General features: G+C 70.1%; 24 protein-coding genes. 17 read left to right on the top strand and 7 right to left on the bottom strand.

The window, feature by feature from the left end:
- Nucleotides 1–235: 235 nt before the first annotated feature.
- Together ACFVW6_RS05740 and ACFVW6_RS05735 are read right to left on the bottom strand one after the other, a co-directional pair.
- Nucleotides 236–1,183, bottom strand: a complete 948-nt coding sequence (locus ACFVW6_RS05740) for an alpha/beta hydrolase (RefSeq protein WP_355276446.1) — start codon at nt 1,181–1,183, stop codon at nt 236–238.
- 120 nt (nt 1,184–1,303) lie between these two features.
- Nucleotides 1,304–2,158: a phytanoyl-CoA dioxygenase family protein gene (locus tag ACFVW6_RS05735; protein WP_378823369.1), complete on the bottom strand. Its 855-nt coding sequence runs from the start codon at nt 2,156–2,158 to the stop codon at nt 1,304–1,306.
- A gap of 44 nt (nt 2,159–2,202) precedes the next feature.
- On the opposite strand from ACFVW6_RS05735, the gene ACFVW6_RS05730 reads away from it, so the two are divergent.
- The 4 genes from ACFVW6_RS05730 (at nt 2,203) to ACFVW6_RS05715 (ending at nt 5,046) form a co-directional block, all read left to right on the top strand.
- Complete coding sequence (locus ACFVW6_RS05730) at nt 2,203–2,799, top strand: TetR/AcrR family transcriptional regulator (protein WP_378823370.1); 597 nt, start codon at nt 2,203–2,205, stop codon at nt 2,797–2,799.
- Nucleotides 2,796–3,116, top strand: coding sequence for a hypothetical protein (locus ACFVW6_RS05725; protein ID WP_378823372.1), 321 nt, complete (start codon nt 2,796–2,798; stop codon nt 3,114–3,116). The genes ACFVW6_RS05730 and ACFVW6_RS05725 overlap by 4 nt, the downstream gene beginning before the upstream one ends.
- 132 nt (nt 3,117–3,248) lie before the next feature.
- Nucleotides 3,249–4,232 carry a type IV toxin-antitoxin system AbiEi family antitoxin gene (locus tag ACFVW6_RS05720; RefSeq protein WP_378823374.1) on the top strand — a complete coding sequence of 328 codons (984 nt, stop codon included), beginning with the start codon at nt 3,249–3,251 and terminating at the stop codon, nt 4,230–4,232.
- Nucleotides 4,225–5,046: a hypothetical protein gene (locus ACFVW6_RS05715; protein WP_378823375.1), complete on the top strand. Its 822-nt coding sequence runs from the start codon at nt 4,225–4,227 to the stop codon at nt 5,044–5,046. Before ACFVW6_RS05720 ends, ACFVW6_RS05715 begins: the two co-directional genes overlap by 8 nt.
- Nucleotides 5,047–5,147: 101 nt before the next feature.
- Here ACFVW6_RS05715 and ychF read toward each other — a convergent pair whose 3' ends face one another.
- Together ychF and ACFVW6_RS05705 are read right to left on the bottom strand one after the other, a co-directional pair.
- Complete coding sequence (gene ychF / locus ACFVW6_RS05710; protein WP_378823377.1) at nt 5,148–6,227, bottom strand: redox-regulated ATPase YchF; 1,080 nt, start codon at nt 6,225–6,227, stop codon at nt 5,148–5,150.
- Nucleotides 6,228–6,307: 80 nt separating this feature from the next.
- Nucleotides 6,308–7,219, bottom strand: coding sequence for a zinc-binding alcohol dehydrogenase family protein (locus ACFVW6_RS05705; RefSeq protein WP_378823379.1), 912 nt, complete (start codon nt 7,217–7,219; stop codon nt 6,308–6,310).
- A 219-nt stretch (nt 7,220–7,438) separates the two neighbouring features.
- Here ACFVW6_RS05705 and ACFVW6_RS05700 point away from each other — a divergent pair, with 219 nt between their 5' ends.
- From ACFVW6_RS05700 to ACFVW6_RS05660, 9 genes are all read left to right on the top strand, one after another.
- On the top strand, nt 7,439–8,281 hold the full coding sequence (locus ACFVW6_RS05700) for a helix-turn-helix domain-containing protein (RefSeq protein ID WP_378823381.1): 843 nt from the start codon (nt 7,439–7,441) through the stop codon (nt 8,279–8,281).
- A gap of 4 nt (nt 8,282–8,285) precedes the next feature.
- Nucleotides 8,286–8,696, top strand: a complete 411-nt coding sequence (locus ACFVW6_RS05695) for a VOC family protein (protein WP_378823383.1) — start codon at nt 8,286–8,288, stop codon at nt 8,694–8,696.
- Between the two features lie 124 nt (nt 8,697–8,820).
- The gene (locus ACFVW6_RS05690) at nt 8,821–11,073 is read left to right on the top strand and encodes a carbon starvation CstA family protein (protein WP_378823385.1); all 2,253 of its coding nucleotides are present in this window, start codon (nt 8,821–8,823) and stop codon (nt 11,071–11,073) included.
- 110 nt (nt 11,074–11,183) lie between these two features.
- Nucleotides 11,184–11,354: a YbdD/YjiX family protein gene (locus ACFVW6_RS05685; protein ID WP_378825559.1), complete on the top strand. Its 171-nt coding sequence runs from the start codon at nt 11,184–11,186 to the stop codon at nt 11,352–11,354.
- A gap of 58 nt (nt 11,355–11,412) precedes the next feature.
- Complete coding sequence (locus tag ACFVW6_RS05680) at nt 11,413–12,063, top strand: DUF2975 domain-containing protein (RefSeq protein WP_378823387.1); 651 nt, start codon at nt 11,413–11,415, stop codon at nt 12,061–12,063.
- Nucleotides 12,063–12,305: a helix-turn-helix transcriptional regulator gene (locus ACFVW6_RS05675; protein WP_355276472.1), complete on the top strand. Its 243-nt coding sequence runs from the start codon at nt 12,063–12,065 to the stop codon at nt 12,303–12,305. Before ACFVW6_RS05680 ends, ACFVW6_RS05675 begins: the two co-directional genes overlap by 1 nt.
- A gap of 41 nt (nt 12,306–12,346) precedes the next feature.
- A complete protein-coding gene (locus ACFVW6_RS05670) occupies nt 12,347–13,888 on the top strand; it encodes an Ada metal-binding domain-containing protein (RefSeq protein ID WP_378823388.1) in 1,542 nt (513 codons plus the stop codon).
- On the top strand, nt 13,885–14,397 hold the full coding sequence (locus tag ACFVW6_RS05665) for a methylated-DNA--[protein]-cysteine S-methyltransferase (protein WP_378823389.1): 513 nt from the start codon (nt 13,885–13,887) through the stop codon (nt 14,395–14,397). The genes ACFVW6_RS05670 and ACFVW6_RS05665 overlap by 4 nt, the downstream gene beginning before the upstream one ends.
- A gap of 67 nt (nt 14,398–14,464) precedes the next feature.
- Entirely contained in the window at nt 14,465–15,106 is a 642-nt protein-coding gene (locus ACFVW6_RS05660; protein WP_378823391.1) for a YitT family protein, read from the top strand.
- 68 nt (nt 15,107–15,174) lie between these two features.
- Here ACFVW6_RS05660 and ACFVW6_RS05655 read toward each other — a convergent pair whose 3' ends face one another.
- Both ACFVW6_RS05655 and ACFVW6_RS05650 read right to left on the bottom strand, forming a co-directional pair.
- Entirely contained in the window at nt 15,175–18,894 is a 3,720-nt protein-coding gene (locus ACFVW6_RS05655; RefSeq protein ID WP_378823393.1) for an AAA family ATPase, read from the bottom strand.
- Between the two features lie 22 nt (nt 18,895–18,916).
- A complete protein-coding gene (locus ACFVW6_RS05650; protein WP_378823395.1) occupies nt 18,917–20,113 on the bottom strand; it encodes an exonuclease SbcCD subunit D in 1,197 nt (398 codons plus the stop codon).
- A 134-nt stretch (nt 20,114–20,247) separates the two neighbouring features.
- Here ACFVW6_RS05650 and ACFVW6_RS05645 point away from each other — a divergent pair, with 134 nt between their 5' ends.
- Together ACFVW6_RS05645 and ACFVW6_RS05640 are read left to right on the top strand one after the other, a co-directional pair.
- Nucleotides 20,248–21,396, top strand: coding sequence for a DNA recombination protein RmuC (locus tag ACFVW6_RS05645; RefSeq protein WP_378823396.1), 1,149 nt, complete (start codon nt 20,248–20,250; stop codon nt 21,394–21,396).
- A 51-nt stretch (nt 21,397–21,447) separates the two neighbouring features.
- Nucleotides 21,448–22,275 (top strand): DUF6542 domain-containing protein, encoded by an 828-nt coding sequence (locus tag ACFVW6_RS05640; protein ID WP_378823398.1) that lies wholly within the window; start codon nt 21,448–21,450, stop codon nt 22,273–22,275.
- Nucleotides 22,276–22,334: 59 nt separating this feature from the next.
- On the opposite strand, the gene ACFVW6_RS05635 is transcribed toward ACFVW6_RS05640, so the two are convergent.
- On the bottom strand, nt 22,335–23,354 hold the full coding sequence (locus tag ACFVW6_RS05635) for a 4-hydroxy-3-methylbut-2-enyl diphosphate reductase (protein WP_378823400.1): 1,020 nt from the start codon (nt 23,352–23,354) through the stop codon (nt 22,335–22,337).
- Nucleotides 23,355–23,468: 114 nt separating this feature from the next.
- Between ACFVW6_RS05635 and ACFVW6_RS05630 the strand changes: the two genes are divergently transcribed.
- On the top strand, nt 23,469–24,071 hold the full coding sequence (locus ACFVW6_RS05630) for a lipid droplet-associated protein (protein ID WP_365007795.1): 603 nt from the start codon (nt 23,469–23,471) through the stop codon (nt 24,069–24,071).
- 90 nt (nt 24,072–24,161) lie between these two features.
- Entirely contained in the window at nt 24,162–25,463 is a 1,302-nt protein-coding gene (gene xseA, locus ACFVW6_RS05625; RefSeq protein WP_355276492.1) for an exodeoxyribonuclease VII large subunit, read from the top strand.
- Nucleotide 25,464: the final 1 nt, after the last annotated feature.

Here is a 25,464-nt window from a genome sequence, read left to right as displayed (position 1 = left end):
CCCGAACGCCTCTCGATCGCCGAAAAGCTAGGCGCCAGAGCGCATCCGGTCGCCAAGGGCAAGCTGCGCCGGGCCGATCTCCCGCCCCGGCGGTACGACATCGCCGTCGAGGGCACATCCACCGCCGCCGGGGTCGACGCGGCCCTGCGCGCGCTGCGACCGGGCGCCTGCCGCGCCCACACCACCAAGCTGGTCCTGCATCGGGCGCCGCTGGGAGTGTCGGCGTAGCGGCGGATCAGGCCGCCAGGGCCAGACTCTCGACGTCGAACCGGTCGGCGCTCGCGCGGGCGACCAGTCGCGCGACGGCGTCGGTGACCTGCGCGGGCTGCTCGAGGATCACCGAGTGGCCCGCGCCATCGATCTGCACGAAGTCCGCGTAGTCGACGGCGGCGGCCATGGCGATCGAGTGCGACGGCGGCGTCATCAGATCGGCGGAGCCGCACAGGATCAGCGTCGGGATCGTCGACAGCGTCGGCAGCGCGTCGGTGCGATCGAAGATCTTGAAAGAGCTCAGGAAGGTCGCCATCGTGACGATCGAGGTGGCGTTGTGCATCGCCTCGGCCAGCGCCAGCACCCGCGCGCTGACCTGGCGATCACCGAACTCGGCGGTCCGCACCACCGGCGCGAAGACCTTGCACGCCAGCAGCTTCGCGCGCTGCATCAGCCGCGGCGCGCGCCGGACGGCGGCCTGGAAGACGCCGATGATCGGGTTGCGCAGCAGCCGCCCGAAGCCCGCGTCGGCGAGCCCGTTCGCGGCGGTCGCGACCAGCCCGACGCCGACGATGCGGGTGCCGATCTCTTCCCGGTACTGGCTGACGTAGGTCAGCACGGTCATCCCGCCCATCGAATGGCCCACCAGCACGACCGGTCCGGTCGGGGCGACAGCGTCGAGCACATCGTGCAGGTCGCGGCCGAGCTGTTCGAGGGTGTAGGTCTGGCGCGGCGCCATCGCCGAGTCGCCGTGGCCGCGGTGGTCGTAGCAGACGACCCGCGCGCCGGGGTGCTCGCGCAGCAGCGTGTCACGCACATCGGTCCAGGACTCGGTGCGCAGGCAGTGCCCGTGCAGGAGGACCACGGTGAGGTCCGCGTAGCGCTGTCCGTATTCGCGGACCGCGAGCTCGACCCCGTCACCGGTGGTGACCGTGAACCGGCGCTCCGCGTTGGCGGTGATGCTGATCGACATCGGGACCTCCGGATCGGCTGACGGTGACAGGATCAACTCTCCGCCGAATCCGCCCCCGTCATCAGGGCCCCGAGTGCTGGCGCCGAACCACCGAGGGTGCGCAGAACCCCACCTTGGTGCCTACCGCGGCGTCGCCCCCGGTTCGAGCAGCCGCTTCGGGTGCATGCCGTCGACCTGGCCGACGAACGGCGGGTGGATGCTGTAGCCGAGCATGCGCCGGATGTCCTCCGAGACCCGGCGCACGGTGTCGCGGGTCATCGACAGGGTGAACGCCTCCTGCGGCCGCAACCACGGCTCGCAGTACTGGGCGGTGACCGCCAGGCGCGGGCGATCGGTGCGGTTGGCGCCGCCGCCGTGCCACAGGGTGCCTGGAAAGAACACGCACGACCCGGCGCGCATCACCACGGGTTCGCGGGCCTCGCCCGCGGGGAGCCGATCGCCCCACCGATGGCTGCCCGGGATGATGTCGGTCGCGCCGTTGTCGGCGGTGAAGTCGTCGATGGCCCAGATCGTGGCGGCACCGAGCGCGGCGCGGGGGCGCGGCAGCGGGTAGAAGCCGTCGTCGGTGTGCAGCATCTGCGCCTGCTCGCCGGGCAGGATATTGATCACCTGCAGCATCGACAGCAGGTAGTTCGGCTGGAACAGCCGGTCGAGCAGCGCCAGCACGCGCGGATGATCGGCGATGCGGTCGCAGCTCGCCGTCTTGTTCAGCACGCTGTACACCCGCTGGGTGGTGTGGCCCTCGAACTGGTTGCGCCCGGGCCGATCCAGCAGCGGCGCCACCGCGGCCCGGATCTCGTCGAGCTGATCCGGTGTGAGCAGGTCCGGCAGGATGACGTACCCGTCGCGCAGCACCGCCGCCAGGTCCGCCTCGGCGACGGCCGGATCGACCGCGGCCCCGCTGCTCGCGGTCCGGCGATAGGTCCCGGCCAGGTCGCCACCCAGGTCCGTCAACGAGGAAACTTCGCCGGTCATCGGCCACTCCCTTGAACATAACTGAGTTCTGTTATGTTTCGAATATGGCACGCGCCCCGATCGGACGTCAACAACTGCTCACCGCCGCCCGCGAGGAACTGGTCCGCGGCAACGGCGTCCTGGAACTGAGCGCGCTCACCCGCCGCGCCAAGCTCAGCACCGGCGCGCTCTACCACCACTTCGGCTCCAAGAGCGGTCTGCTCGCCGCCATCTACGACGGCTTCTACGACGGCCTCCGCCACGCCATCGCCGACGCCCACCTCCCCGCCGACGCCGATTGGGCCACCCGCGAACGCGAACGCACCCACCTCTTCGTCGCCTACCACTACGCCGACCCCCTGGCCCCCATCCTCCTCACCCGCGCCGCCCTCGACCCCGACCTCGCCGAACTCGAAGCCGTCCACATCGAAACCATGAGCGCCATGGCCGCCGACAACATCCGCCACGGCCAATCCCTCGGCCAACTCCCCCTCGACCTCGACCCCGACAGCGCGGGCGCCTACGTCATCGGCGGCCTACGCCACGGCATCGCCCAGCAACTGCGCGCCACACCCCCGACCGACGAGCACCGAGCAACCGCCCGCCTCTGGCACCTGACCGCCGCTACCCTCGGAATCACCAGGAGCCAGGGGGGCACATGAAAGACAGCCGCGCAGCCATGCGTCAACGTTCACGCGGATTCCGAATCGCCACGGGCACCGCACAAGTCGCACTCGGCTGCGCCGCCGGCTACCTGATCAACTGGGCAACCCTCCTCGCCACCCTCGACCTCCAGATCGCCACCGGGTGGAACCTGCCGTGGCTCATCGACATCTGGCTGATTCCCCTCACGGTGACACTCGTCCTCATCACCGCCCTCTGGTCCACCCGCCCGAAGATCAGAATCGCCCTGACAGCGGCAACGACGAGTTCCCTCCTGACCTCAGCGTTCTTCGTCTGGATCTTCGCGACCTGGTAGCGCCACACCATCCGGAATCCTTGCGACCCAGGGTGTCCAGCCGACCGCTCGTAGCGACCCTGAACGAGGCGGTCGGTGAAGGCGACAGATTGCTTGTTCAATATTCACTCATGTTCAACTAAACTGAACAGCATGGAAGACCGAACAGGCCATCGTGACATAGCGAACCTGGTGTCCCAGGCCATGTCGGCGATCCCAATCGAGCTCGAGCTTCAGCACTGGACATCGGAAACCACAGCGATCGTCGGCGTGAGCCACAAGGGATTCGGCGCGAAATACCAGATGGCGTGGCTACCCAACGTCACTCTGTCAGCGCTCTCGAAGCTCGACCGGCGAGACGATCCACACCGGCTGCTCGTCACGGGACCACTGATCAGCAGTAGAACCGCAGAGGCCCTTCGCGACGCGGGCATCGACTACATCGACAGCGCCGGAAACGCGCATCTGAACTTCGATCCGGTCCTGATCGACATTCGCGGACGCCGCGGTCCCACTTCCGAGCAGAATCGACCACACCCGGAAGCCAATCTTTTCAGCGTCCGGCGGATGCAGGTCCTCTTCGTGTTGCTGGCCTGGCCGGACCTTGTGAACAAACCGGTTCGCATGATCGCTGACAGCGCTGGCACATCGGTCGGGATCACGCAATCGACACTGGAGATCATGAAGCAGTCCGACTATGTGATCGGAAGATCACTCCATCGCCGCGACGAGCTCATCGATCTCTGGTCCGCCGCATATCGAGGCACCCTGATGCCGAAAATTCAGGAGTCCTTCTTCGCAGGGGACGTAGCACACTGGTCCCCACCTCCGGGATATCTGGTAAGCGGCGAATCCGCCATCGAATCGATACGGCAGCCACAGACTCTCACGATCTATGTCAGGAACTTCGACCCGATCGAGGCCATCCGAAACGGCTGGCAAAAATCCGGGGACCCCAACATCGAGATCCGACGAAAGTTCTGGGCCGAGCCCCCGTGGTCCGTCGAGCCTGATCCACACGGCGCCTTCACCGAATCAGCGGCCCCGCCCCTGCTGGTGTATGCGGACCTCTTGGCATCGAGAGAACCACGGCAGTCCGAAGTGGCAAGCGCGCTGAGGCGGGACCACCTTGTTTGACCTCCAACTCATCGGCACCCGGTCGCTGAACCCGGTCGACACAGTGATCGACACCTTGGTGACGAACTCGGGAGTGAGCGACACATCGATCATGGTCATCGGCGCACACTGTCGCGACTTGCTGCATGCGTCGTGCGGACGCACCGATCTACTGCGTGCCACCAGCGATCTGGATATCGGCGTTGCGGTCGATGGCGATTCCGAATATCGACGCATAGTCTCGACCTTTCCCCGATCGGGGTCCACCGAAATCCGCTACTCGATCGCAGGAATTTCGGTGGACGTCGTGCCGTTCGGCGAAATCGAAGATCCGACCGGAACGACCAACTTGCCGAGCCGAAACGACTCGCTCGACGTCTTCGGATTTCAGGAAGTTTTCGCCAGATCACAGGAACTACCCTTGCCGAGCGGAAACCGAGTTCGAATCCCCACAGCGGCCGGATATACCGCACTCAAATTGAAGGCTTGGTGCGACCGATCAATTAATGGCGAATACAAGAACGCTGGTGATATCGCGACTGCGTGCAGCTGGTATCAGGAGGACGTCGACGTCCGCACATCACTGTATGAACATCGCACCGATCTCCTCCTGAGAGCCGAGATCGATGTCGATGTCGCGTCGTTGCATCTCCTGGGCGAGGAGATATCCGACGTCCTCGGAAGCAGCCGGGTAGCAGAACTGGCCGAAGCTTGGCAGCGAACCGATCGCGAGCTACTCGCCGAGTATTTCGCTCGGCAACGGTCGAGAACATGTCCCGACCGCGCGAAGGCGCGACGTGCGATCACCGGCCTGACAGCGTTCCTCTCGGACTGATCTGCCCGCTGACAACCAGTGAGCTACCTGGTCGGGGAACGCCTTGGATCGGTCTCGACACTACTCCGGCCTGGGGCTCAATTCACCCCAGGCACAACGGATTACACGTTGAAGCGGAATTCGACGACGTCGCCGTCGGCCATGATGTAGTCCTTGCCTTCCATGCGGACCTTGCCCGCGGCCTTGGCGGCGGACATGGAGCCGGCCTCGACGAGGTCGGTGAAGGCGACGAGTTCGGCCTTGATGAAGCCGCGTTCGAAGTCGGTGTGGATGACGCCGGCGGCCTTGGGGGCCGTGTCGCCCTGGTGGATGGTCCAGGCTCGGGCTTCCTTGGGGCCTGCGGTGAGGTAGGTCTGCAGGCCGAGGGTGTGGAAGCCGGCGCGGGCCAGGGCGTGCAGGCCGGGCTCGGTCTGGCCGATGGACTCGAGCAGTTCGAGGGCGGACTCGTCGTCGAGTTCGAGGAGTTCGGCTTCGACCTTGGCGTCGAGGAAGACGGCGTCGGCGGGGGCGACGGCGCCTTTGAGCTCGGCGACCTTGGCCTCGTCGGTGAGCACCGATTCGTCGGCGTTGAAGACGTAGAGGAACGGCTTGATGGTGAGCAGCGAGAGTTCGCGCAGCAGTTCGCCGTCGACCTTCTTGCCGGCGGCGAACAGGGTGGTGCCCTCGTTGAGGAACTCCTGGGCGACCTTGGCGGCGTCGAGCAGCGGCTTGCGGTCCTTCTTGACCTTGGCTTCCTTCTCGAGGCGCGGGATGGCCTTCTCGAGGGTCTGCAGGTCGGCCAGGATCAGCTCGGTCTCGATGACCTCGATGTCGGCGGTGGGATCGACGCGACCGTCGACGTGCACCACGTCGTCGTCGGCGAACACGCGCACCACCTGGCAGATGGCGTCGGCCTCACGGATGTTGGCCAGGAACTTGTTGCCCAGGCCCGCGCCCTCGGAGGCGCCCTTGACGATGCCCGCGATGTCGACGAAGGACACCACGGCGGGCACGATCTTCTCGGAACCGAAGATCTCGGCCAGCTTGTCCAGCCGCGGGTCCGGCAGCGGGACCACGCCGACGTTGGGCTCGATGGTCGCGAACGGGTAGTTCGCGGCCAGCACGTCGTTCTTGGTCAGCGCGTTGAACAGCGTCGACTTTCCGACGTTGGGCAGGCCGACGATTCCGAGGGTGAGGCTCACGAGGAGCAGAGTCTACGCGGTGCGGCCGGTCACCGAACCACCGGAACCCGCCCCGCGCGGGCGGGGCGGGCCGAGGGTGATCACGGAACCAGGACGACCTTGCCCAGGTTGGCGCGCTGCTCGATGACCGCGTGCGCGGCGGCGGCCTCGTCGAGGGCGAACTCGGCGTGCACGACCGGATGCAGCAGGCCGGAGGCGTAGAACTGCCAGACCTCCTGGCGCAGGTCCTCGTAGCGGGCCGGGTCGCGCTGGGCGAGGCGGCCGATCCGGAAGCCGGACAGCGTCTTGCCGCCGGCCAGCAGGTCCTCGGTGTCGATGAGGCCGCCGCCGGTGCCGTAGGTGACGACCCGGCCGCCCTCGGCGAGCGCGCCGAGCGCGGCGCCGAGGCCGGTGCCGCCGACGCCGTCGAGGGCGAAATCGGCCTGCTTGGCGGCCTGGAGCTGGTCGTAGGTGACCACCTCGTCCGCACCGAGCCCGCGCACGAAGTCGGTCTTGGCCTCGTCGGACACCGCCGCGACGACCCAGCCCGCGCCACGGACGCGGGCCAGCTGCACGGCGAGGTGGCCGACGCCGCCGGCGGCGGCGGTGATCAGGGCGGTCTCGCCCTCGCGCGGCGTCGCGGTGTCGAGCGCGCCCAGCGCGACCAGACCGCTGCGCATCAGCGCGACGGCGTCGACCGCGGACGCGCCGTCGGGAATGGCCGAGGCCTGATCGGCGGGCAGCACGACGTACTCGGCGTAGGCGTCGGCGCACAGGCCGACGACGCGGTACCCCTCCGCGTAGTCGTCCACCCCGTCACCGACCGCGACGACCTCACCGGCCACCTCGGCCCGCAACTCCTGCGGACCGTTGATGCGCCGGATGGCCGAGAGGGTGACCCCGATGGCCTCGACCTTGACCAGCAGCTCACCGGGACCGGCCACCGGCACCTCGGCCGCGACGACCTCGAGCACCTCCGGACCACCGCTGCGCTCGTACCGAACTCGCCGCATGACACCTCCTGAGATTGGGCGAAGGCGCAACGGTAACCGCCTGAGTGCGCGTAACCACAGCTCACGGACCTGTGAGTGCGAAATCTCACCGCCGCGCGCCGGGCGCGGCGAGCACCTTCACAGAAGGGTTACCCCGCACGGGAGCACGGGACGCGTGCGCCGCACCACATCGCTCACGACCCTGGTCGCTGCCACTGTTTCCGGCGTAGCGTGACGCGTATGGAGTCGACCACGGAGGTGGTGACCGCGGCCCCAGCGCCGATCCTGGCGGCCTTCATCGACCGCTACATCGGCTACCGGCTCGCGGGGTTCGAACCCGGCCTGCACCGGGGCCTGCCCTCGCGGCACATGACCTTCATCGTCGCCATCGGCCCGACCATCGACGTGGTCGAGCACACCGATCCGCACCAGGCGCCCGGCAGCTACCGCTGCGTACTCAGCGGCCTGCAGGCGACCCCGGCGATGATCTCGCACACCGGTTTCCAGGAGGGCATCGCGATCGAGCTGACCCCGCTGGGCAGCCGGGTCCTGTTCGGCATGCCCGCGAGCGAGCTGTGGGATGTCTCGATCGAATGTTCCGACGCCGGTGGACCGCTGGGCGATCAGCTCGCCGATGCCGTGCAGTCACACCCGGATTGGCCCGGCCGCTTCGCCGCCTGCGATCGGGCGCTGACCGCGGCGGCGCGCACCGAAACCCTCGCCGGACCCGAACTGTCCTGGGCCTGGCGCACTCTCGTCGGCACCGGCGGCACCTGCGAGATCACCCCGCTGGCGCAGCGGATCGGCTGGAGCCGCCAGCATCTGACGCGCAAGTTCACCGCCGAGTTCGGCGCGAGCCCGAAGCTGGCCGCGCGGATCATCCGGTTCGAGCGGGCGCGGCGGATGCTGGCGAACACCCCGTCCTATGTCTCCATCGCCCAGGTCGCCGCCGCCTGCGGCTACTACGACCAGGCTCATCTGAACCGCGACTTCGCCGAGCTGGCCGGCTGCGCCCCGACGACCTGGCTGGCCGAGGAGATTCCATCCGTCCAAGACCCGAACGCCCCCGAGGCGAGAGGCTGAACACATGGACACTTCCACCAACACCCAGACCGCGGTCTGGCCCTGCCTCGCCTTCGACGACGCTCGCGCCATGATCGAATTCCTCACCACCGCCTTCGGTTTCGACGAAGTCGCCGTCTACGCCAGGGAGGACGACGCGTCGGTCGTCGAACACGGCGAACTGCGCTGGCCCGCGGGCGGCGGCATCATGTTCGGCTCCACCGGTCGCGACGACAGCCCCTTCGGCACCCGCCCCGCGGGCGTCGCCTCGCTCTACCTGGTCACCGACGAGCCCGACGCGCTGCACGCGCGGGCCACCGCGGCGGGCGCCCGCCTCATCCGCGACCTGCGCGACGAGGACTACGGCTCGCGCGGGTTCACCGTCGCCGACCCCGAAGGCAACCTCTGGAGCTTCGGCACCTACCGCGGCGAATGACCCGCTGAACAAAATTTCATCTTGGCCGCGACGGTGGGTGATCCTGTCCGGCGCGCTGGGCCGATCGGCTACGTTGTCGATGTTTCACCCGAGGCTCTGCGCGTTATACCAGGAGAGTTGGCACATGGCGACCATCGAATATCTGCGGACCGACCCGGACTTGCCTCCGGTCGGTGTCGTCGATCGCACCCCGATCACGCCCGCCAAGAAGGCCGTGTTCGCGGGGATCGCCGTGCTCGGCGCGATCGCCTGGGCGATCATCGCGTTCGTCCGCGGTGAGTCGGTCAACGCGGTGTGGATCGTCATCGCGGCGGTCTGTACCTACATCATCGCGTACCGGTTCTACGCGCGGTTCATCGAATGGAAGATCACCAAGCCGCGCGACGACGTCGCCACCCCCGCCGAGATCTACGACAACGGCAAAGACTTCATGCCGATGGACCGGCGGGTGCTCTACGGTCACCACTTCGCCGCCATCGCGGGCGCCGGGCCGCTGGTCGGCCCGGTGCTCGCCGCGCAGATGGGGTACCTGCCCGGCACGATCTGGATCATCGTCGGCGTGGTCTTCGCCGGCGCGGTGCAGGACTACCTGGTGCTGTGGGCCTCGACGCGCAGGCGCGGCCGCAGCCTCGGGCAGATGGCGCGCGACGAACTCGGCACGGTCGGTGGTGTCGCCGCGATCGTGGCGATCCTGGCCATCATGACGATCCTGCTCGCGGTGCTGGCGCTGGTCGTCGTCAACGCGCTCGGGGAGAGCCCGTGGGGCGTGTTCTCCATCGCGATGACCATCCCGATCGCCCTGTTCATGGGCGTGTACCTGCGGTTCCTGCGGCCGGGCCAGGTCGGCGAGGTCTCCGCGATCGGCATCGTGCTGCTGCTGGCGGCGATCGTCGGCGGCGGCTGGGTATCGGAAACCGAGTGGGGCGCCGACTGGTTCACCCTCTCGCGCACCACCATCGCCTGGTGCCTGATCGCCTACGGCTTCTTCGCCTCGGTGCTGCCGGTGTGGCTGCTGCTCGCCCCGCGCGACTACCTGTCGACGTTCATGAAAGTCGGCACCATCGTGCTGCTGGCGGCGGGCATCCTGATCACGATGCCGGTGCTGAAGGCGCCCGCGGTCTCCGAATTCGCGCACACCGGAACGGGTCCCGCGTTCGCGGGCAGCCTGTTCCCGTTCCTGTTCATCACCATCGCCTGTGGCGCGCTGTCGGGTTTCCACGCGCTGGTCTCCTCGGGCACCACCCCCAAGCTGCTGGCCAAGGAATCCAACGCCAGGATGATCGGCTACGGCGGCATGCTGATGGAGTCGTTCGTCGCGGTGATGGCCATCATCACGGCCTCGATCATCGATCAGCACCTGTACTTCGGCATGAACGCGCCGCTCGGGCTCACCGGCGGCACGCCGGAAAAGGCCGCGGCCTACACGAATACGCTCGGCCTGTCGGGTCCGCCCGCGACGCCGGAACTGTTCGCCGACGCGGCCGCCGACGTGGGTGAGAAATCGATCATCTCGCGCACCGGTGGCGCGCCGACGCTGGCGGTCGGCATCTCCGAGGTCTTCCACAAGTTCCTCGGTGGCGAATCGATGAAGGCGTTCTGGTACCACTTCGCGATCATGTTCGAGGCGCTGTTCATCCTCACCACGATCGACGCGGGCACCCGGGTGGCCCGGTTCCTGGTCTCCGACGCGCTGGGCAACTTCGGCGGCGGGTTCACGAAGTTCCGCGATCCGTCCTGGCGGATCGGCGCGTGGCTGTGCTCGCTGCTGGTCGTCGCCGGCTGGGGTGGCGTGCTGCTGATGGGCGTCAACGATCCGTTCGGCGGCATCAACGCGCTCTACCCGCTGTTCGGCATCGCCAACCAGCTGCTCGCCGCGATCGCGCTGACGATCGTGCTGACCATCATCATCAAGCGCGGCCTGCTGAAGTGGGCCTGGATCCCCGGCGTCCCGCTGGTCTGGGATCTGCTGGTCACGATGACCGCGTCCTGGCAGAAGATCTTCTCCGCCGATCCCAAGCTCGGCTACTGGAAGCAGCACAGCCTGTGCCAGGCCGCCAAGGAGGCGGGCACGGGCTGCCTGACCGCGAAGACGCCCGAGCAGGTCGACATCGCCATCCGCAACACCTTCATCCAGGGCACGCTCTCGATCGTGTTCGCGGTGCTGGTGCTGATCGTCACCGTGGTCGGCGCGATCGTGTGCGCGCGGGCGATCCGGTCGGGCACGGTGTCGAGCACCGAGTCCGAGGAGCAGCCGTCGAAGATCTTCGCGCCCAGCGGTTTCGTCTCGACCGCCGCGGAGAAGGACGTGCAGAAGGAGTGGGATGTGCTGATCGCCGAGGGCAAGGTGACCGCACCCGGATCGGCGCACGTGTCGTGAGTGTGTCGCGGGACGGGAGCGGCCGGTTCACCGGATCGGCCGCCCCCGCCCCTGCGGCCACGGCGCCGCGCCCGGCCGCGCCGGCGCTGCTGGCGCGGGTGTGGGCGGGCGTGCGCGGGGTCGCCCGGTGGTACAGCGCGATCAACGGCGGCCAGGACTACCAGCGCTACGTCGAGCACTTGCGGCGCACCCACCCCGGCTGCCCCGTCCCCAGCGAACGCCAGTACTGGCGCGACCGCTACGCCGAAGCCGAGCGGAACCCGACCACCCGCTGCTGCTGACATCGGCCTCCATATCGTTTATCGTTAATATCGAAAAACGATAAACGGGGGGCCGATCATGCCTACGTCATCCGCATTCCGCTGGTCCGGTACCGACAATGCCGTGCTCCGGACCGTGCTTCTCCTCGCGATCGGGATCACCGGTCTCGTCGCGGTCTATCAACTGCTGTGGATCGCCGCGCTGGTGCCCGCGCGCGGTGGCGGCCATCCGACAACGATCGTCGTCGACCGGCCGGGTGACATCGCCGCGCCGGTCGTCGACGCGAGGACTGCGGGAGATGTCGGCGTCGCCGTCGACGGGAACCTGACGATCACCTTCCACCAGCCCGATGCCGTGGAGCGACTGCTGCTCGCGACGCCCGGACTGCTGCTCGCCATGGCCGTCCTGGTCGCGCTGATCGCGGTCCTGCGGATCGTCGGGAGCCTGGCGCAGGGCGACCCGTTCGTCGCGCCGAATGTCCGCCGGATCTACACCGTCGCGGGCACGGTCCTCGGCGGCGCGCTGCTGGTTCCGACGGTCGCGGCGTTCACCAGGGCCGAACTCCAGTCCCGGGCGCTCGACGGCCACGATCTGGTGCTGCTGCGGTTCACGCTCGACGCCGGATCGCCCACCCTCGCAGCGCTTCTCGTCGGGATGGTGCTCGTCGCGCTGGCCGAAGTATTCCGGCGCGGCACCGCGCTGCGCGACGACACCGCGGGCCTGATCTGATGCCGCCGGAAGAAGCCACGGGCGTGCGCGTGCACCTCGACCACCTGCTCGCCGAGCGCGGGCTGACCCTCACCGAACTCGCGGAGCGGGTCGGGATCACCGTGGTCAACATGTCGGTGCTCAAGAACGGGCACGCGAAGGCCATCAGGTTCTCCACCCTCGCCGCGCTGTGCCGGGAGCTGCAATGCCAACCGGGTGACCTCATCAGCTACGAATTACCGTCATCGGGTCACCGGGGATAGTGGCCGATTTCCGCTAGCGACCCGCTCGCTTCGCGGGCATTGTGGAACCCGTGACGATCACGGCTTTGGACTTCGAGCGCTGCTACCGGGCGGTCTCGACCCGGGACTCCCGCTTCGACGGGCAGTTCTTCACCGCGGTGCGCACGACCGGTATCTACTGCAGGCCCTCCTGCCCCGCGATCACGCCCAAGCGGGCCAATGTCTCCTTCCTGCCCACCGCCGCGGCGGCGCAGCAGGCCGGGTATCGCGCCTGCCGACGGTGCCTCCCCGATGCCGCGCCGGGCTCGCCGCTGTGGAATGTCCGGGCCGATCTGGCCGCGCGGGCCATGCGGCTGATCGGCGACGGGGTGATCGAACGCGGCGGCGTGCCCGCGCTCGCCTCGACCCTCGGCTACTCCCAGCGACAGCTCACCCGGGTACTCACCACCGAACTCGGCGCCGGACCGCTGGCCCTGGCCAGGGCGCATCGCGCGCACACCGCGCGGCTGCTGATCCAGACCACCGAGATGCCGATGTCCGACATCGCCTTCGCGGCCGGGTTCGCCAGCATCCGCCAGTTCAACGACACCGTGCGCGAGGTGTTCGCGGTCAGCCCGACGACCATGCGCACGGAGTCACGGCGCTCGCCGCGCTCCGATGCCGTCGCACCCGCCGCGCCGGGCCTGCTCACGCTGCGCCTGCCGTACCGGGAGCCGCTCGACACCGGGTGGCTGGCGTGGTTCCTGTCCGCGCACACCGTGCCCGGCATGGAGCTGTGGGAGGACGGCGTCTATACCCGCGGGCTGCGAACTCCGCACGGGCACGCCACCGTCCGGCTGTCGTTCCAGCCCGGCCACGTGCGGGCCGAACTGGCGCTGCGCGACATGCGCGACCTGGCGCCGACGGTGGCGCGCGTGCGGCACCTGCTCGACCTGGACGCCGATCCGCAGGGCATCGACGAGGGTCTCGGCCTCGCCGTCCCGGACAGCGGACTTCCCGTCGTCGCGACGGCGGTTCCCGGCCACGGGTTCGGACCGGGCATTCGCGTGCCCGGCTGCCTCGACGGCCCGGAGTTGTTGCTGCGCACCATGATCGGTCAGCAGATCTCGGTCCAGGCCGCGGCGACCCACACCGCGCGCCTGGTCGGCGCCCTCGGCGATCGGATCGACGGCCCGGCGCCCCGGCTGTTCCCCACCCCCGACGTGGTCGCCGAGCGCGGCGCGGAGGTACTCACCGGACCGGCCCGCCGGGTGTCGGCCGTCGTGGCGGCAGCCCGGGCGATCGCCGAGGGCGAGCTGGTCCTGCACTCCGGCCGCACGGCCGCCGAACTGCGCCGCGACCTGCTCGCGCTGGCCGGCGTCGGGCCGTGGACGGCCGACTACGTCACCATGCGCCTGCTCGCCGATCCGGACATCCTGCTCGGCACCGACCTGGTCGTCCGCCAGGGCGCGACGCTGGCCGGCGTCGACCTCGACCACACCACCCGCTGGGCGCCGTGGCGCTCCTACCTGTCCATGCACCTGTGGAAGACGGCACTCGAACATCGCGGCGTCATCGCCGCGCCCCGCCCTTCCCGCCCCGTCAACGGAAGCGAAGCATCATGACCGACACCAGCATTCGACGCGCCGACGTCGCCACCGTCGCCACCCCGATCGGACCGTTCACCGCCATCGTCGACGCCGACGGCGCGGTCCTCGCCTCGGGCTGGACCGCCGACCCGGCCGAGCTCACCAGCGTCATCCACGCCACCCTGCGTCCCGCCGAGCTGCGGCGGCGGGACGCGCTCGGCGAGGTCACCCGGGCGGTGACCGCCTACCACGCGGGCGAGCTCACCGCGATCGACGCGATCACCGTGCGCCAGCGCTCCGGCGAGTTCCTCACCCACGCGTGGGAGGTGCTGCGCAAGGTGCCCGCGGGCGAGCCGGTCACCTACACCGAGTTCGCCGGGCTGTCCGGTCGGCCGGCGGCGACCAGGGCCGCCGCGAACGCGTGCGCGCGCAATGCCGCGGCGCTGTTCGTGCCGTGTCATCGGGTGCTGCGGATCGGTGGTGCGCTGGGTGGGTTCCGCTGGGGACTCGACGCCAAGCGGTGGTTGCTCGCGCACGAGGCCTGAGATAGTAAGGCCAGTAACTCACGATTGGCTCTTTCATGAGGTCCAGTCGGCCCGGATGCTGATACCCATGCTCACTCGTCGCCTGATCGCGCTCTACACCGGTCTGTGGTTGTACGGGACGTCGATGGCGGTGATGATCCGGGCCGGGCTCGGGCTCGATCCGTGGGACGTCTTCCACCAGGGCGTCGCCGCGCACGTGCCGCTGAGTTTCGGCGCCGTCACCGCGGTGACCGGGGTCGTCGTGCTGCTCGCGTGGATTCCGCTTCGGCAGAAGCCGGGGCTGGGCACGGTCAGCAATGTGATCGTGATCGGGGTATCCGTGGACGTCGGGCTGTGGCTGATCCCCGCGGCCGAGGCGCTGTGGGTGCGGGTGGCGGCGATGGTGCTCGCCGTCGTCGTCAACGCCGCGGCGACCGTGCTCTACATCGGCGCGGGGATGGGTCCAGGACCCCGTGATGGACTGATGACTGGACTGGTCGCCCGGACCGGGTGGCCGGTGTGGTCGGTCCGCACCGGCATCGAGGCGACGGTGTTGATCACCGGCTGGCTACTCGGGGGCAGCGTCGGCATCGGCACGCTGGTCTATGCCTTCGGCATCGGGCCGCTGATCCAGGTGATGATCCCGTATGTCGACGGGTGGTTGCCGGGGTTCGCGCCGAAGTCCGGGGGTGCGGTTCGGGCCGATCCGGTGCCCGAACCGACGGCCTGATCTGGGGGCTCCGGGTCGGAGCTACTCCCTGAGCGACGACAGACCGAGGAGAAACCCGGCCCCCGTCGTCAGGCGACAGTTGCTTGGAGCTGCGAGCCCGTTCGGCCGCGTAGGACGTGCAGTCGGCTGGGAATCCGCTGGCGCATCTCGTCGACGTGACTGACCACGCCGACCACGCGGCCGCCCGCCCGCAGTTCGTCCAGGACGCCCATGACCGCGTCGAGGGTGTCGGCGTCGAGACTGCCGAAGCCCTCGTCGATGAACAGGGTGTCCAGGACCAGGCCGCCCGCTTCGGCGGCGACCACATCCGCCAGGCCGAGCGCCAAAGCCAGGGAGGCCATGAAGGTCTCACCGCCGGAGAGGGTCTTCGCGGAGCGGACGGCGCCGGTGTAGTCGTCGCGGACATCGAGGCCGAGGCCACCGCGCCTGCCACGCGGACCCGCCTTGTCGGAGTGCACGAATTCGTAGCGGCCACCCGACATCCGGCGCAGCCGCAGCGAACCCGCGACCGCGACCTCCTCGAGGCGCGCGGCGAGCACGTACGAGCGCAACGACATCCGGCGATTGTTCTCGCCACGCCCCGCGACCACGTCGGCCAGCGTGGCCAGCTCGTCGAAATCACGCTGCCTCGGCGCGATCCGCTCGACCTCACCCCACAGCTGGGTCCCCAGCTGCTCCAGCTGCGCGACCCGCTCGGCGGCGGCCGACTGGGTCGCCACCGCCGCGGTGAACGCGGTCTGGGCATCGGCGAAACGCTGTTCCAGCGCGGCCAGATCGGCAGGCACCTGCTCGGCCACCGCCTGGATCTGCGGCTCGGCGAGGACCGCGTCGGCGTGGGCACGGGCCCGATCGGCAGCGGTGAGCTCGGATTCGATCGCCGACTGCTGGGCCGCGGTGCGGGCGAGCACGGTGACGAGCTGGGCGTACGCCGTGAGCAGGGCGATATCGTCGCGCCGCGGCGCCGGTTCGGGCTCCGGTTCCGGTTCGTCCTCGACCGACTCGTCGTCGAAAAGGTCGAACAGCGTGGGCATCTCGGGCTCGGCGCGCACCGACCGCGCGGCTCGCTTGGAACGCGATCGCGCCCCATCCCCAGTGCCAGCGGCCTCGCCGTCGCTGCCCGAGGCCTGCCCGTCGACACCATCGGCCGTCGCCTCCACACCAGCCCCGCCGTCGATCGGCGAAGACCCCGTGCCGTCGCCAGCGACATCGGCCGGTGCTCCCGGGCCGTTCGCTGGCACCGAATCCCCCACACCATCGCCGGACATCGAAGACTGAGGTTTGCTGGGAGCCAACGACTTCAACGGCGCACCTGCGATGTCGACCGGAGTCGTTGTCGCGGGGTCACCATCGGCAGGCGCGACAGTGGCAACGTCGCCGGTAAGCGCACCGGCGGTGCCATCAACCGACGCCTCGTGCGGCACGGGGGCCGGGGTGGTGGGGATCCTTTCGTAGCCCTCGGGGACGAAACCGGCTGACTGGGCGAGGTTTTCGATGCGGGTGGCGATGTGGCGGACGGTGTCGCGGGCGGCGGATTCCTCGGTGCGGGCGGTGCGGAGGGTGGTGGCGGCGGTGATGAGGGATTCGAGGCGGGTGGTGCGGGCGTCGACCGAGTCGTCGGCGCCGGCGGCGGTGCGCAGGCGGAGGGTGAGTTCGTCGAGGCGGGTGCGGGTGGCGGTGATGGTCGCGGTGGCGGTGCCGAGGCGGGCGTCGAGGTCGCGGGACTGCTCGTGCAGGGTGGTTTCCTCGGCGCGCAGGGTGTCGAGGCGGGTGGTGAGGGTTTTGACGCGGGCGGCGCTGTCGGCGGCGTCGTCGAAGCGGTGGGTGGCGGTGCGCACGGCATCGGCCAGGGTGACCGGGTCGGCGTCGCCGCCGCGCGCGGTCAGCGCCTCGATCTCGCGTTCGATGACGCCGATGCGCTCGGCGATCCGGTCGCGTGCGGCTTCGGCCGCCTGCTCGGCCGCGGTGGCCGCGTCCTCGGCGTCCTTGGACACCGCGTCGTCGGTGGGGCGGGCGGGGTCGGGATGCTCGGCCGAACCGCACACCGCGCACGGTGCGCCTGCCGACAGGGCACCCGCGAGTTCGGCCGCCATGCCCGCCAACCGACGCGTGCGCAGATCGAGCACGCGCTCCCTGGCGTCGAGATGGGTCCGGCGCGCCGTGTCGAACTCGGTCTGCGCCCGGTCCAGCGCGGGCCGCTGCTTGGCCAATTCGACGGCGGCCGCGGCGGATTCCTGCCACTTGCCGAGCTCGGTCCGCAGTCCGGGCAGCGCGGCCGCGGCATCGGTGGCCTCGCGCAGCTGCTCCCCCGCTCCCGCGAGCACGGCGGGCAATTCGGTACGGCGCTGCGCGAGTTCGCCGGCGCGCGCGGTCAGGCGCGTCACCTCGGCCTCGTGCGCGGTGAGATCCACGGCGAGCTGACGTGCGGTCTCGGCGTCGGCCCGCACCTCACCGAGCACACCGAGCTGGGCGTTCCACTGACTCACCACGGCATCGAGATCGCCCTCGACATCGCGGACTCGGCCGAGATCCTCCGGCCGCGCGCCACGTGAACCGGAGGGGCGGCGGCCCGCCCAGGTGCCCTGTTCACTATCTGGTCCGGGTGACCCGCCGTCAGATCGCACGCCGCCGACGCGTCGCGTATCACCGAGTCCACCAGTGGAATCCACTCGCTCAACCGGCGTATCAGCGTCGTCGAAGACCACCGTCAGCAGATCCAGCCCCGCGATATCCGCAGCCGCCTCGGCACCCAACTGGACGGCCAATTCACCGGCGACCGTCCGGGTAGATCCCTCCGCGCGGCGCAGCGCACGCACAGCCGACCGCGCCTCGTCGATGGCGTGCACCACCGGCTCGGCCCGGCGGGCCTGTTCGAGTTCGCGTTCCAGCTCGGCCCGGCGCGGGGCGTCGGCGGTGTACGCGGCCAGTTCCGCGCGGGCCGCCGCCATCCGGGCGTGCAGCCCGGCGACGCGGCGCTGCTCCTCGGCCTCGGCGCGGGCTTCGCCCGACTCCTTCTGACGGAGTTCGGCGTTCGCGTTCGCCTCGGCCAGCTCGGTGCGCGCGGTGGCGAGCAGATCCTGGGACCAGGTCACCGCGTCGGGCAGGCCGACCGATTCCGCGCCGCCATAGCCCGCGGCCATGCCGACCTTGGTGATCAGTCGGTCGATGCCCTGGGTTCGGGCGGTGAGGTCGGCCTCGGCGGCGCGCCGGCGGTCCGCCAGCCACGTCTCGGCGGTGCCGAATCGCTGGGTGTCGAAGAGCTTTTCGAGCAGCTTCTCGCGATCCTCGTTCTCGGCGCGCAGGAACTTCGCGAAATCGCCCTGGGGCAACAGCACGACCTGGAAGAACTGGTCGGCGCTCATGCCGAGCAGGCGCACGACCTCGTCGCCGATATCGGTGAGCCTGGACAGATTCTCGCCCGACCCGTCCAGCCATTCCAGCGTGCCCTTGGCCTGCACCTCCGTGAACCGGGTGCTGTCGCGACTGCTCGGCCGCTCGAACGCCGGGCTGCGGGTGAGTCGCAGCCGACGACCACCGAGGGTGGCCTCGAGGGTGACCTTCGGCGGCGTCTGCGGGTCGGCGTGATCGGAATGCAGTCGCTTGCCCTCCCCGCGCGCGCCGGGCACCCGCCCGTACAGCGCGAAGGCGATGGCGTCGAGGATGCTGGTCTTGCCCGCGCCGGTGTGACCGTGCAGCAGGAACAGACCGTCCGCGCCGAGCACGTCGAAGTCCACGACGGTGGACTCGGCGAAGGGACCGAACGCGACCATCTCCAGTCGATGCAGCCTCACGCGGCACCGCCCAGCGCAGCCCTCACGCGGTCACGTCCATGGCCTCGAATTCGTCCGCAGCGCGACGGGTTTCGGCGCGACCCGCGTCGGGTTCGCGCACGGCGGCGGCCAGCGCACGCTCCACCCATCGCATCTCGCCTCCGGTCGGCGCACCGCGCACATCGGTCAGGAAACTCGCCGCGACCTCGACATCGCGGCGGCCGTGCACCCGCTCGCGGTAGCGCAGCTCCGGATTGCCCTCGGGGCGTACCCATTCCACGTGCACCGCGTGCGGGAATCGCTCGCGCAGTTTACGCATCGGGTCGACCGGGCGGGTGCTGTCGGTGAGCGTCGCGGAGACGTAATGCGGCTCGGCGTCGGCGAATCCGGCATCGGTGAGCAGCTCGTCGAGGGTGCCGGTGAGCTTGCTGAGCCCGCGCACCAGCGGTAGGTCGTGGCGGTGCACCGCGGCCAGTCCGTCGGCGTCGAGATCGACGATCCAGACCGCCTTGCGGTGGGAATTCTCGGCGAACGAGTACGGCAGCGGAGAACCGCTGTAGCGCACCGACTCCGACAGGGTCTGCGGCGAATGCAGGTGTCCCAGCGCCACATAGTCGATCCCGTCGAACGCCGACATCGACACCGTCTCGACCCCGCCCACCGAGATCGATCGCTCCGACCCCGTCGCCTCCCCGCCGACGACGAACGCGTGCGCGAGCACCACGGTGCGCGTGCCCGGCCGACCGGCGAGATCGGCGCGGATGCGGCCCATCGCGGCGTCGAGGATCTCCGCGTGCGAGCGGGCCTGCGGCACACCGAGTTCGGCGCGGGTGATCTCCGGCTCCAGATACGGGATCCCGTAGAAGGCCACCTCGCCGTGACTGTCGGCGAGCAGCACCGGCCGGTCGGCGTCGGCGACCCTGGTGCACAGATGCAGCCCGCCCGCCGCCGCGAAGCTGGCACCCGCGCCGAGGCGGGCGGGCGAATCGTGGTTGCCCGAGGTCGCGACGATCACCGCGCCCGCGGCCCGGATCGCCTCGAACCCGCGGTTGCAGACCGCGATCGCGTCGGCGTTCGGGATGGACCGGTCGTAGACGTCGCCCGGCACGACGACCACGTCGACGGACTCCGCCGCGACCAGGTCCGCGATCGACGCCAGCACCGCCGCCTGATCGGCTAACAGGTCGACACCGTGGAAGGTGCGCCCGATGTGCCAGTCGGAGGTGTGCAGGATCCGCATGCCGCGAAACTTAGGCCACACCCCCGACAGAATTCAATCGACGCACCCCTCGGGTGTGCCGCACCGGCGCGTCACCACGCCCGGGTTGCCCGGTGATTGCGAGTTTGTCGGTGGCTTCCGGCACTATCGCCGCTATGACCGCCTCGATGCTCGTCGCGCTCGTCTTGGTATTCGCTGCCGGGTTCGGTCTCGGCTGGTTGGGGCATTCCGCCCGGGGCGGGCAACGCGCCGCCGCGGCGGAGGCCAGGCTGGCGGCGGCCGGGGACAATCAACGGTTGCTGCAGCAATCGCTGCACGCGGCGAACGAGGATGCGGCGCGCAGGCATTCGGCCGCGATCGGCGCGATGGTCGATCCGCTGCGCGATGCCGTCGGCGCGCTCGAGCAGCAGATCCGCCAGGTCGAGCACCACCGGATCGACGCCTACTCGGGGCTGCGGGAGCAGGTCGCCGGGATGCAGCGCACCTCGCACCGGCTCTCCGACCAGACCGGGCAGCTGGTCGCGGCGCTGCGCGCGCCGCAGGTCCGCGGCCGCTGGGGGGAGATCCAGCTGGAGCGTGTCGTCGAGCTGGCGGGCATGACCAGGCACTGCGATTTCGATACCCAGGTGCACCGGGCCGGCGGCGGCGATCGCGGCGGGGTGCGGCCGGACCTGGTGGTCCGGCTGGCGGGCGGCAGGCACATCGTCGTCGACGCGAAGGTCCCCTTCACCGCCTACCTCGACGCCGCGACCACCGACGACCCCACCGCCCGCGACCAGCTGCTGGCCCGGCACGCCAAGCATCTGCGCGCCCATGTCGACCAGCTGGCGGACAAGGAGTATTGGGCGGCGTTCGATCCGGCGCCGGAGTTCGTCGTCCTGTTCGTGCCGGGCGATCCGTTCCTCGACGCCGCGCTCACCACCGACGCGGGGCTGCTGGAGTACGCGTTCGGGCGGAACGTGATCCTGGCGACCCCCACGACGCTCATCGCGCTGCTGCGGACGGTCGCGTTCAGCTGGCGCCAGGAAGCGCTGTCCCGCGATATGGCAACGGTGCAGCAATTGGGCAAGGAGCTCTACACCCGGGTCGGCAAGGTGGCCGACCACCTGGACAATCTCGGGGTGAATCTCGGTAAGGCAGTAGCGGCTTTCAACGCCACCGTCGGCTCGGTCGAGTCACGGGTAATGGTCACCGCGCGCCGGATGCACGATCTCGGGATCGCCGATCAGGAGCTGCCGGCAATCCGGTTGACCGAGGCCAGGCCGCGGGCCGTGGCCTTCGCCGAGGCCGAGGATCGCCGCTGAGATCCCCGTGCCGCAGCGCCTGACGGCGCGTTGTGCGGTTAGTGTCATAGTGTGGCTGCTTCCCAACGTGCGCGACCCCGGGTGCCCGCGCCGCAACGTTCGATCCTGCCCTCGGTGCCCGGCATCCCCGCCTGGGGCGCGATTCTGCTTGCCGCGGGCATGACGATGGTGGGGTTCGCGATCGACGCGATCGGGGGCGAGACCTACCCGACGGGTACCTTCTCGGCGCTGTATGTGCTCGGCTGCGTGCTGGCCGTGTGCGCCGTGCGGTTCCGCGGGCTGTTCTCCACCATGGTCATGCCGCCGCTGCTGCTGTTCGTCGCGGTGCCGGTGGCCTGCCAGCTGCTGGGTGGGCGCGCCACCACCTCCATCAAAGACGTGCTGATGAACCTTGTCATCCCGCTGGTGGAGCGCTTCCCGACGATGATGCTGGCCACGGTCCTCGTCCTCGCCATCGGCGGTGCCCGGATCGCGATCGCCAAGCGCACCCCCGCCACCGCCCGCCCGCTCTCCGACGAACGCCGGGCCGAACGCAAGACCGAGCGCAAGCCGGTCAAGCGCCGCCGTCCCGAGGCCGCGGGCGACACCGGCCGCCAGCGCACCCGCCGCGCCACCGCCGTCCTGGACGACCCGGTCACCGAGGTCGACATGGCCGGCCCGGCCCGCCGTGCGCCGCGCGCGACCGATCCCAAGCGCGCGCCCGCCGCGGCCAGGACCAGGGAGCCGCGCGCCGCCCGCAACGCCGCCCCGCGCGAGGCCGACGCCGCGCGCACCCCGCGCCGCAGGCCCGACCCGCAGCCGCATCCCCAGCCGACGGTGCGCTACCGCGATCGCGCCGACACCGGTCGCACCGAACGGCGCAGGCCCGACAACGTGTGAGAACCAGGAAGCCCCGCCGCGAACTTCGCGACGGGGCTTCCTTTATATGTCGGTCTGTGTCAGCCCTGGGCGGGGGCGTCGCGCCGCGCGGCGCGCAGCTCACGCGGCAGCGAGAACACCAGGGTCTCGTTGGCCGTGGTCACCGGCTGCACCTCGCCGAAGCCGTGCTCGGCGAGCAGGTCGAGCACACCGGTCACCAGGATCTCCGGCACCGACGCGCCCGAGGTGATACCGATCGTGCGCACCCCGTCGAGCCAGGCGAGGTCGACCTCGCGGGCGTAGTCGACCAGGTACGCGGCCCGCGCGCCCGCGCCGAGGGCGACCTCGACCAGCCGCACGGAGTTGGAGGAGTTGCGCGAGCCGACCACGATCACCAGATCGCATTCGGGTGCCATCGCCTTCACCGCGGTCTGCCGGTTGGAGGTGGCGTAGCAGATGTCGTCGCTGGGCGGATCCTGCAGCGTCGGGAACCGCTCGCGCAGCCGCTGCACCGTCTCCATGGTCTCGTCGACCGACAGCGTGGTCTGCGACAGCCAGATCACCTTCGACGGATCACGCACGGTGACCTTGTCCACCGAGTCGGGGCCGTCGACCAGCTGGACGTGCTCGGGCGCCTCACCGGCGGTGCCCTCGACCTCCTCGTGGCCCTCGTGGCCGATCAGCAGGATGTCGTAGTCGTCGCGGGCGAAGCGCTTGGCTTCCTGGTGCACCTTGGTGACCAGCGGACAGGTCGCGTCGATGGTGCGCAGGTTCCGCTCGGCGGCGGTCTCGTGCACGATCGGCGCCACGCCGTGGGCGGAGAACACGACCAGCGCGCCCTCGGGCACCTCGTCGGTCTCGTCGACGAACACGACACCGCGCTCACGTAGCGTCTCCACCACGTGCCGGTTGTGCACGATCTCCTTGCGGACGTAGATCGGGGCGCCGTGCTTCTCCAGCGCCTTCTCCACGGTCTCGACGGCGCGGTCGACGCCTGCGCAGTAGCCGCGCGGCTCGGCCAGCAGCACGCGCTTGCCACCGGCAGCGGACGCGCCCGCGGAGCGCGTGATACCGACGTTCAAGGGAATTGCCGAGGTCATAGTCCACAGCTTACGTGCGCCGCGCGGGCGGGATCAGGGCGGATCGAGGGGCGAAAGTCACATCGGGGTGGTCTGGACCTTTGCATCACAGGCGGTTTGCGGCAGGCTGGGACCATGTTCCGTCCTCCGTACCTGGCCCGGGTCGCCGCCGGTGCCGCCGTCTACGCCTTAGAAGAGACCCGGCGGCTGCCCGTCGCCGCGGTCAACTTCCCGATCACCGCGCTGAGCCGCGTGCTGCAGACCACCATGCACGTGCAGCAGTTCGTCACCAGCCTCGCGCTCAAGGGCGACGGCCTGTTCGAACGTCTGGGTTCGGCCCCGCAGGAGCAGCCCGCCTGGGCCACCTTCGACGAGGACGTCGCCCCGGAGCCCGCCGTCGCCACCAACGGCCATGCCAGCCGCTTCGACCTGTTCACCGAGGAGATCCCGGCCGAGCAGACCAACGGCAAGGCCGCGCCCGCGTCGCTGCTGCTGCTCGAGTCCGAGCAGGCCGCCGAGGAGCCCGCCGCCGAGCCGGAGCCCGAGGAGGTGCAGGCCCCCGAGGTCGCCATCCGCTACGACTACCCGGCGATGACGCTGGCCCAGCTGCGCGCCCGGCTGCGCATGCTGACCGTCGAGGAGCTGGCCCAGCTGCTGGCCTTCGAGCAGCAGACCCGGGCCCGCGCGCCGTTCGTCACCATGCTGACCAACCGGATCGCGACGGTCCAGGCGCAGTAGCCTCCCCCCTTCGCAGCGACCGCGACCGGGGCCAACGCGCCGGTCGCGGTCGCTTTTGTTTGTGTCGGCAGCGCCGCGTATACCTGACGTATGACTGAGGACGGCTCCGGCGCTTCCGCCCCGGCGGACACCGCCGCGGGCGCACCGGGCAGTTCCGCGGAGCAGCCGTGGCCGGTGCGCTCGATCGCGGTGAAGGTCGCGCAGTGGATCGACCGGCTCGGCAGCGTGTGGGTGGAGGGCCAGGTCACCCAGATCAGTCTGCGGCCCGGCACCCGCACCGCCTTCCTGGTGCTGCGCGATACCTCGGCGGACATGTCGCTGTCGGTGACCTGCGATCCGGAGTTGTTGCGGCGCAGTCCCGTTCCGCTCACCGAGGGCAGCCGGGTGGTCGTCTACGGCAAGCTGCAGTTCTTCACCGGACGGGGCACGCTGTCGCTGCGGGTCACCGAGATCCGGCCGGTCGGCATCGGCGAACTGCTCGCCCGGATCGAGCGGCTCAAGGCGCTGCTGTCGGCGGAGGGGCTGTTCGATCCACGGCTCAAGCGGCCGTTGCCCTTTCTGCCCGGCACGGTCGGGCTGATCACCGGGCGGGCGAGCGCGGCCGAACGCGACGTGCTGACCGTCGCCCAGAATCGCTGGCCCGCGGTGCGTTTCGTCGTCAAGAATACGGCGGTGCAGGGCCCGACGGCGGTGCCGCAGATGCTGGAGGCGCTGGCCGCCCTCGATCGCGATCCGGCCGTCGACGTGATCGTGCTCGCTCGCGGCGGCGGCAGCACCGAGGACCTGCTGCCGTTCTCCGACGAGGCGCTGTGCCGGGCCATCGCCGCCGCGACCACCCCGATCGTCAGCGCGATCGGGCACGAACCCGACGCGCCACTGAGCGATCTCGTCGCCGACGTGCGCGCCGCCACCCCCACCGACGCCGCCAAACGGATCGTCCCCGATGCCGCCGCCGAACTCGCCGGCGTGCGCGAGATGCGGGCCCGCTCGGCCGCCGCGCTGCGCGGCTGGGTGCAGCGCGAGACCCACATCATCGCCCAATTGCGCTCGCGCCCTGTGCTCGCCGATCCGCTGCGCGAGCTGCGGCACCGCCACGACGAGGTGGAGCGATTGCGGCTGGCGGCCCGGCGCACCGTCGAGCAGACGCTGCGCACCGAGTCGACCGCCGCGGCGCACCTGCGTGAGAAGCTCACCGCCGTCGGCCCGGCCGCGACGCTGGCCCGTGGCTACGCTGTCGTGCAGCGCGTCGCCGGGAAGGACCGGCACGTGGTCCGCGCGATCGAGGACGCCCCCGCGGGCAGCCAGCTCCGCATCCGCGTCGCCGACGGCGCCGTCACCGCCGCCGCGCTCGGCACCCAGCGCCTGACACCCACCAACGACAAGGGGAACTGAC

It is taken from the genome of Nocardia sp. NPDC058244 (assembly GCF_042882065.1).
In the GTDB taxonomy this organism is placed as follows: domain Bacteria; phylum Actinomycetota; class Actinomycetes; order Mycobacteriales; family Mycobacteriaceae; genus Nocardia.
Note: the sequence above shows the minus strand (reverse complement) of the source record. Positions and strands in the feature narration are given on the sequence as shown.

Bases quoted from the DNA above. Each gene is read 5' to 3' on its own strand.
- ACFVW6_RS05630 (WP_365007795.1), top strand. From the start codon at position 23,469: ATGTTCCGTCCTCCGTACCTGGCCCGGGTCGCCGCCGGTGCCGCCGTC.
- ACFVW6_RS05695 (WP_378823383.1), top strand. From the start codon at position 8,286: ATGGACACTTCCACCAACACCCAGACCGCGGTCTGGCCCTGCCTCGCC.
- ACFVW6_RS05720 (WP_378823374.1), top strand. From the start codon at position 3,249: ATGGAAGACCGAACAGGCCATCGTGACATAGCGAACCTGGTGTCCCAG.
- xseA (WP_355276492.1), top strand. From the start codon at position 24,162: ATGACTGAGGACGGCTCCGGCGCTTCCGCCCCGGCGGACACCGCCGCG.
- ACFVW6_RS05740 (WP_355276446.1), bottom strand. From the start codon at position 1,183: ATGTCGATCAGCATCACCGCCAACGCGGAGCGCCGGTTCACGGTCACC.
- ACFVW6_RS05725 (WP_378823372.1), top strand. From the start codon at position 2,796: ATGAAAGACAGCCGCGCAGCCATGCGTCAACGTTCACGCGGATTCCGA.
- ACFVW6_RS05690 (WP_378823385.1), top strand. From the start codon at position 8,821: ATGGCGACCATCGAATATCTGCGGACCGACCCGGACTTGCCTCCGGTC.
- ACFVW6_RS05675 (WP_355276472.1), top strand. From the start codon at position 12,063: ATGCCGCCGGAAGAAGCCACGGGCGTGCGCGTGCACCTCGACCACCTG.
- ACFVW6_RS05680 (WP_378823387.1), top strand. From the start codon at position 11,413: ATGCCTACGTCATCCGCATTCCGCTGGTCCGGTACCGACAATGCCGTG.
- ACFVW6_RS05700 (WP_378823381.1), top strand. From the start codon at position 7,439: ATGGAGTCGACCACGGAGGTGGTGACCGCGGCCCCAGCGCCGATCCTG.
- ACFVW6_RS05730 (WP_378823370.1), top strand. From the start codon at position 2,203: ATGGCACGCGCCCCGATCGGACGTCAACAACTGCTCACCGCCGCCCGC.
- ACFVW6_RS05735 (WP_378823369.1), bottom strand. From the start codon at position 2,158: ATGACCGGCGAAGTTTCCTCGTTGACGGACCTGGGTGGCGACCTGGCC.
- ACFVW6_RS05665 (WP_378823389.1), top strand. From the start codon at position 13,885: ATGACCGACACCAGCATTCGACGCGCCGACGTCGCCACCGTCGCCACC.
- ACFVW6_RS05660 (WP_378823391.1), top strand. From the start codon at position 14,465: ATGCTCACTCGTCGCCTGATCGCGCTCTACACCGGTCTGTGGTTGTAC.
- ACFVW6_RS05635 (WP_378823400.1), bottom strand. From the start codon at position 23,354: ATGACCTCGGCAATTCCCTTGAACGTCGGTATCACGCGCTCCGCGGGC.
- ACFVW6_RS05705 (WP_378823379.1), bottom strand. From the start codon at position 7,219: ATGCGGCGAGTTCGGTACGAGCGCAGCGGTGGTCCGGAGGTGCTCGAG.
- ACFVW6_RS05645 (WP_378823396.1), top strand. From the start codon at position 20,248: ATGACCGCCTCGATGCTCGTCGCGCTCGTCTTGGTATTCGCTGCCGGG.
- ACFVW6_RS05650 (WP_378823395.1), bottom strand. From the start codon at position 20,113: ATGCGGATCCTGCACACCTCCGACTGGCACATCGGGCGCACCTTCCAC.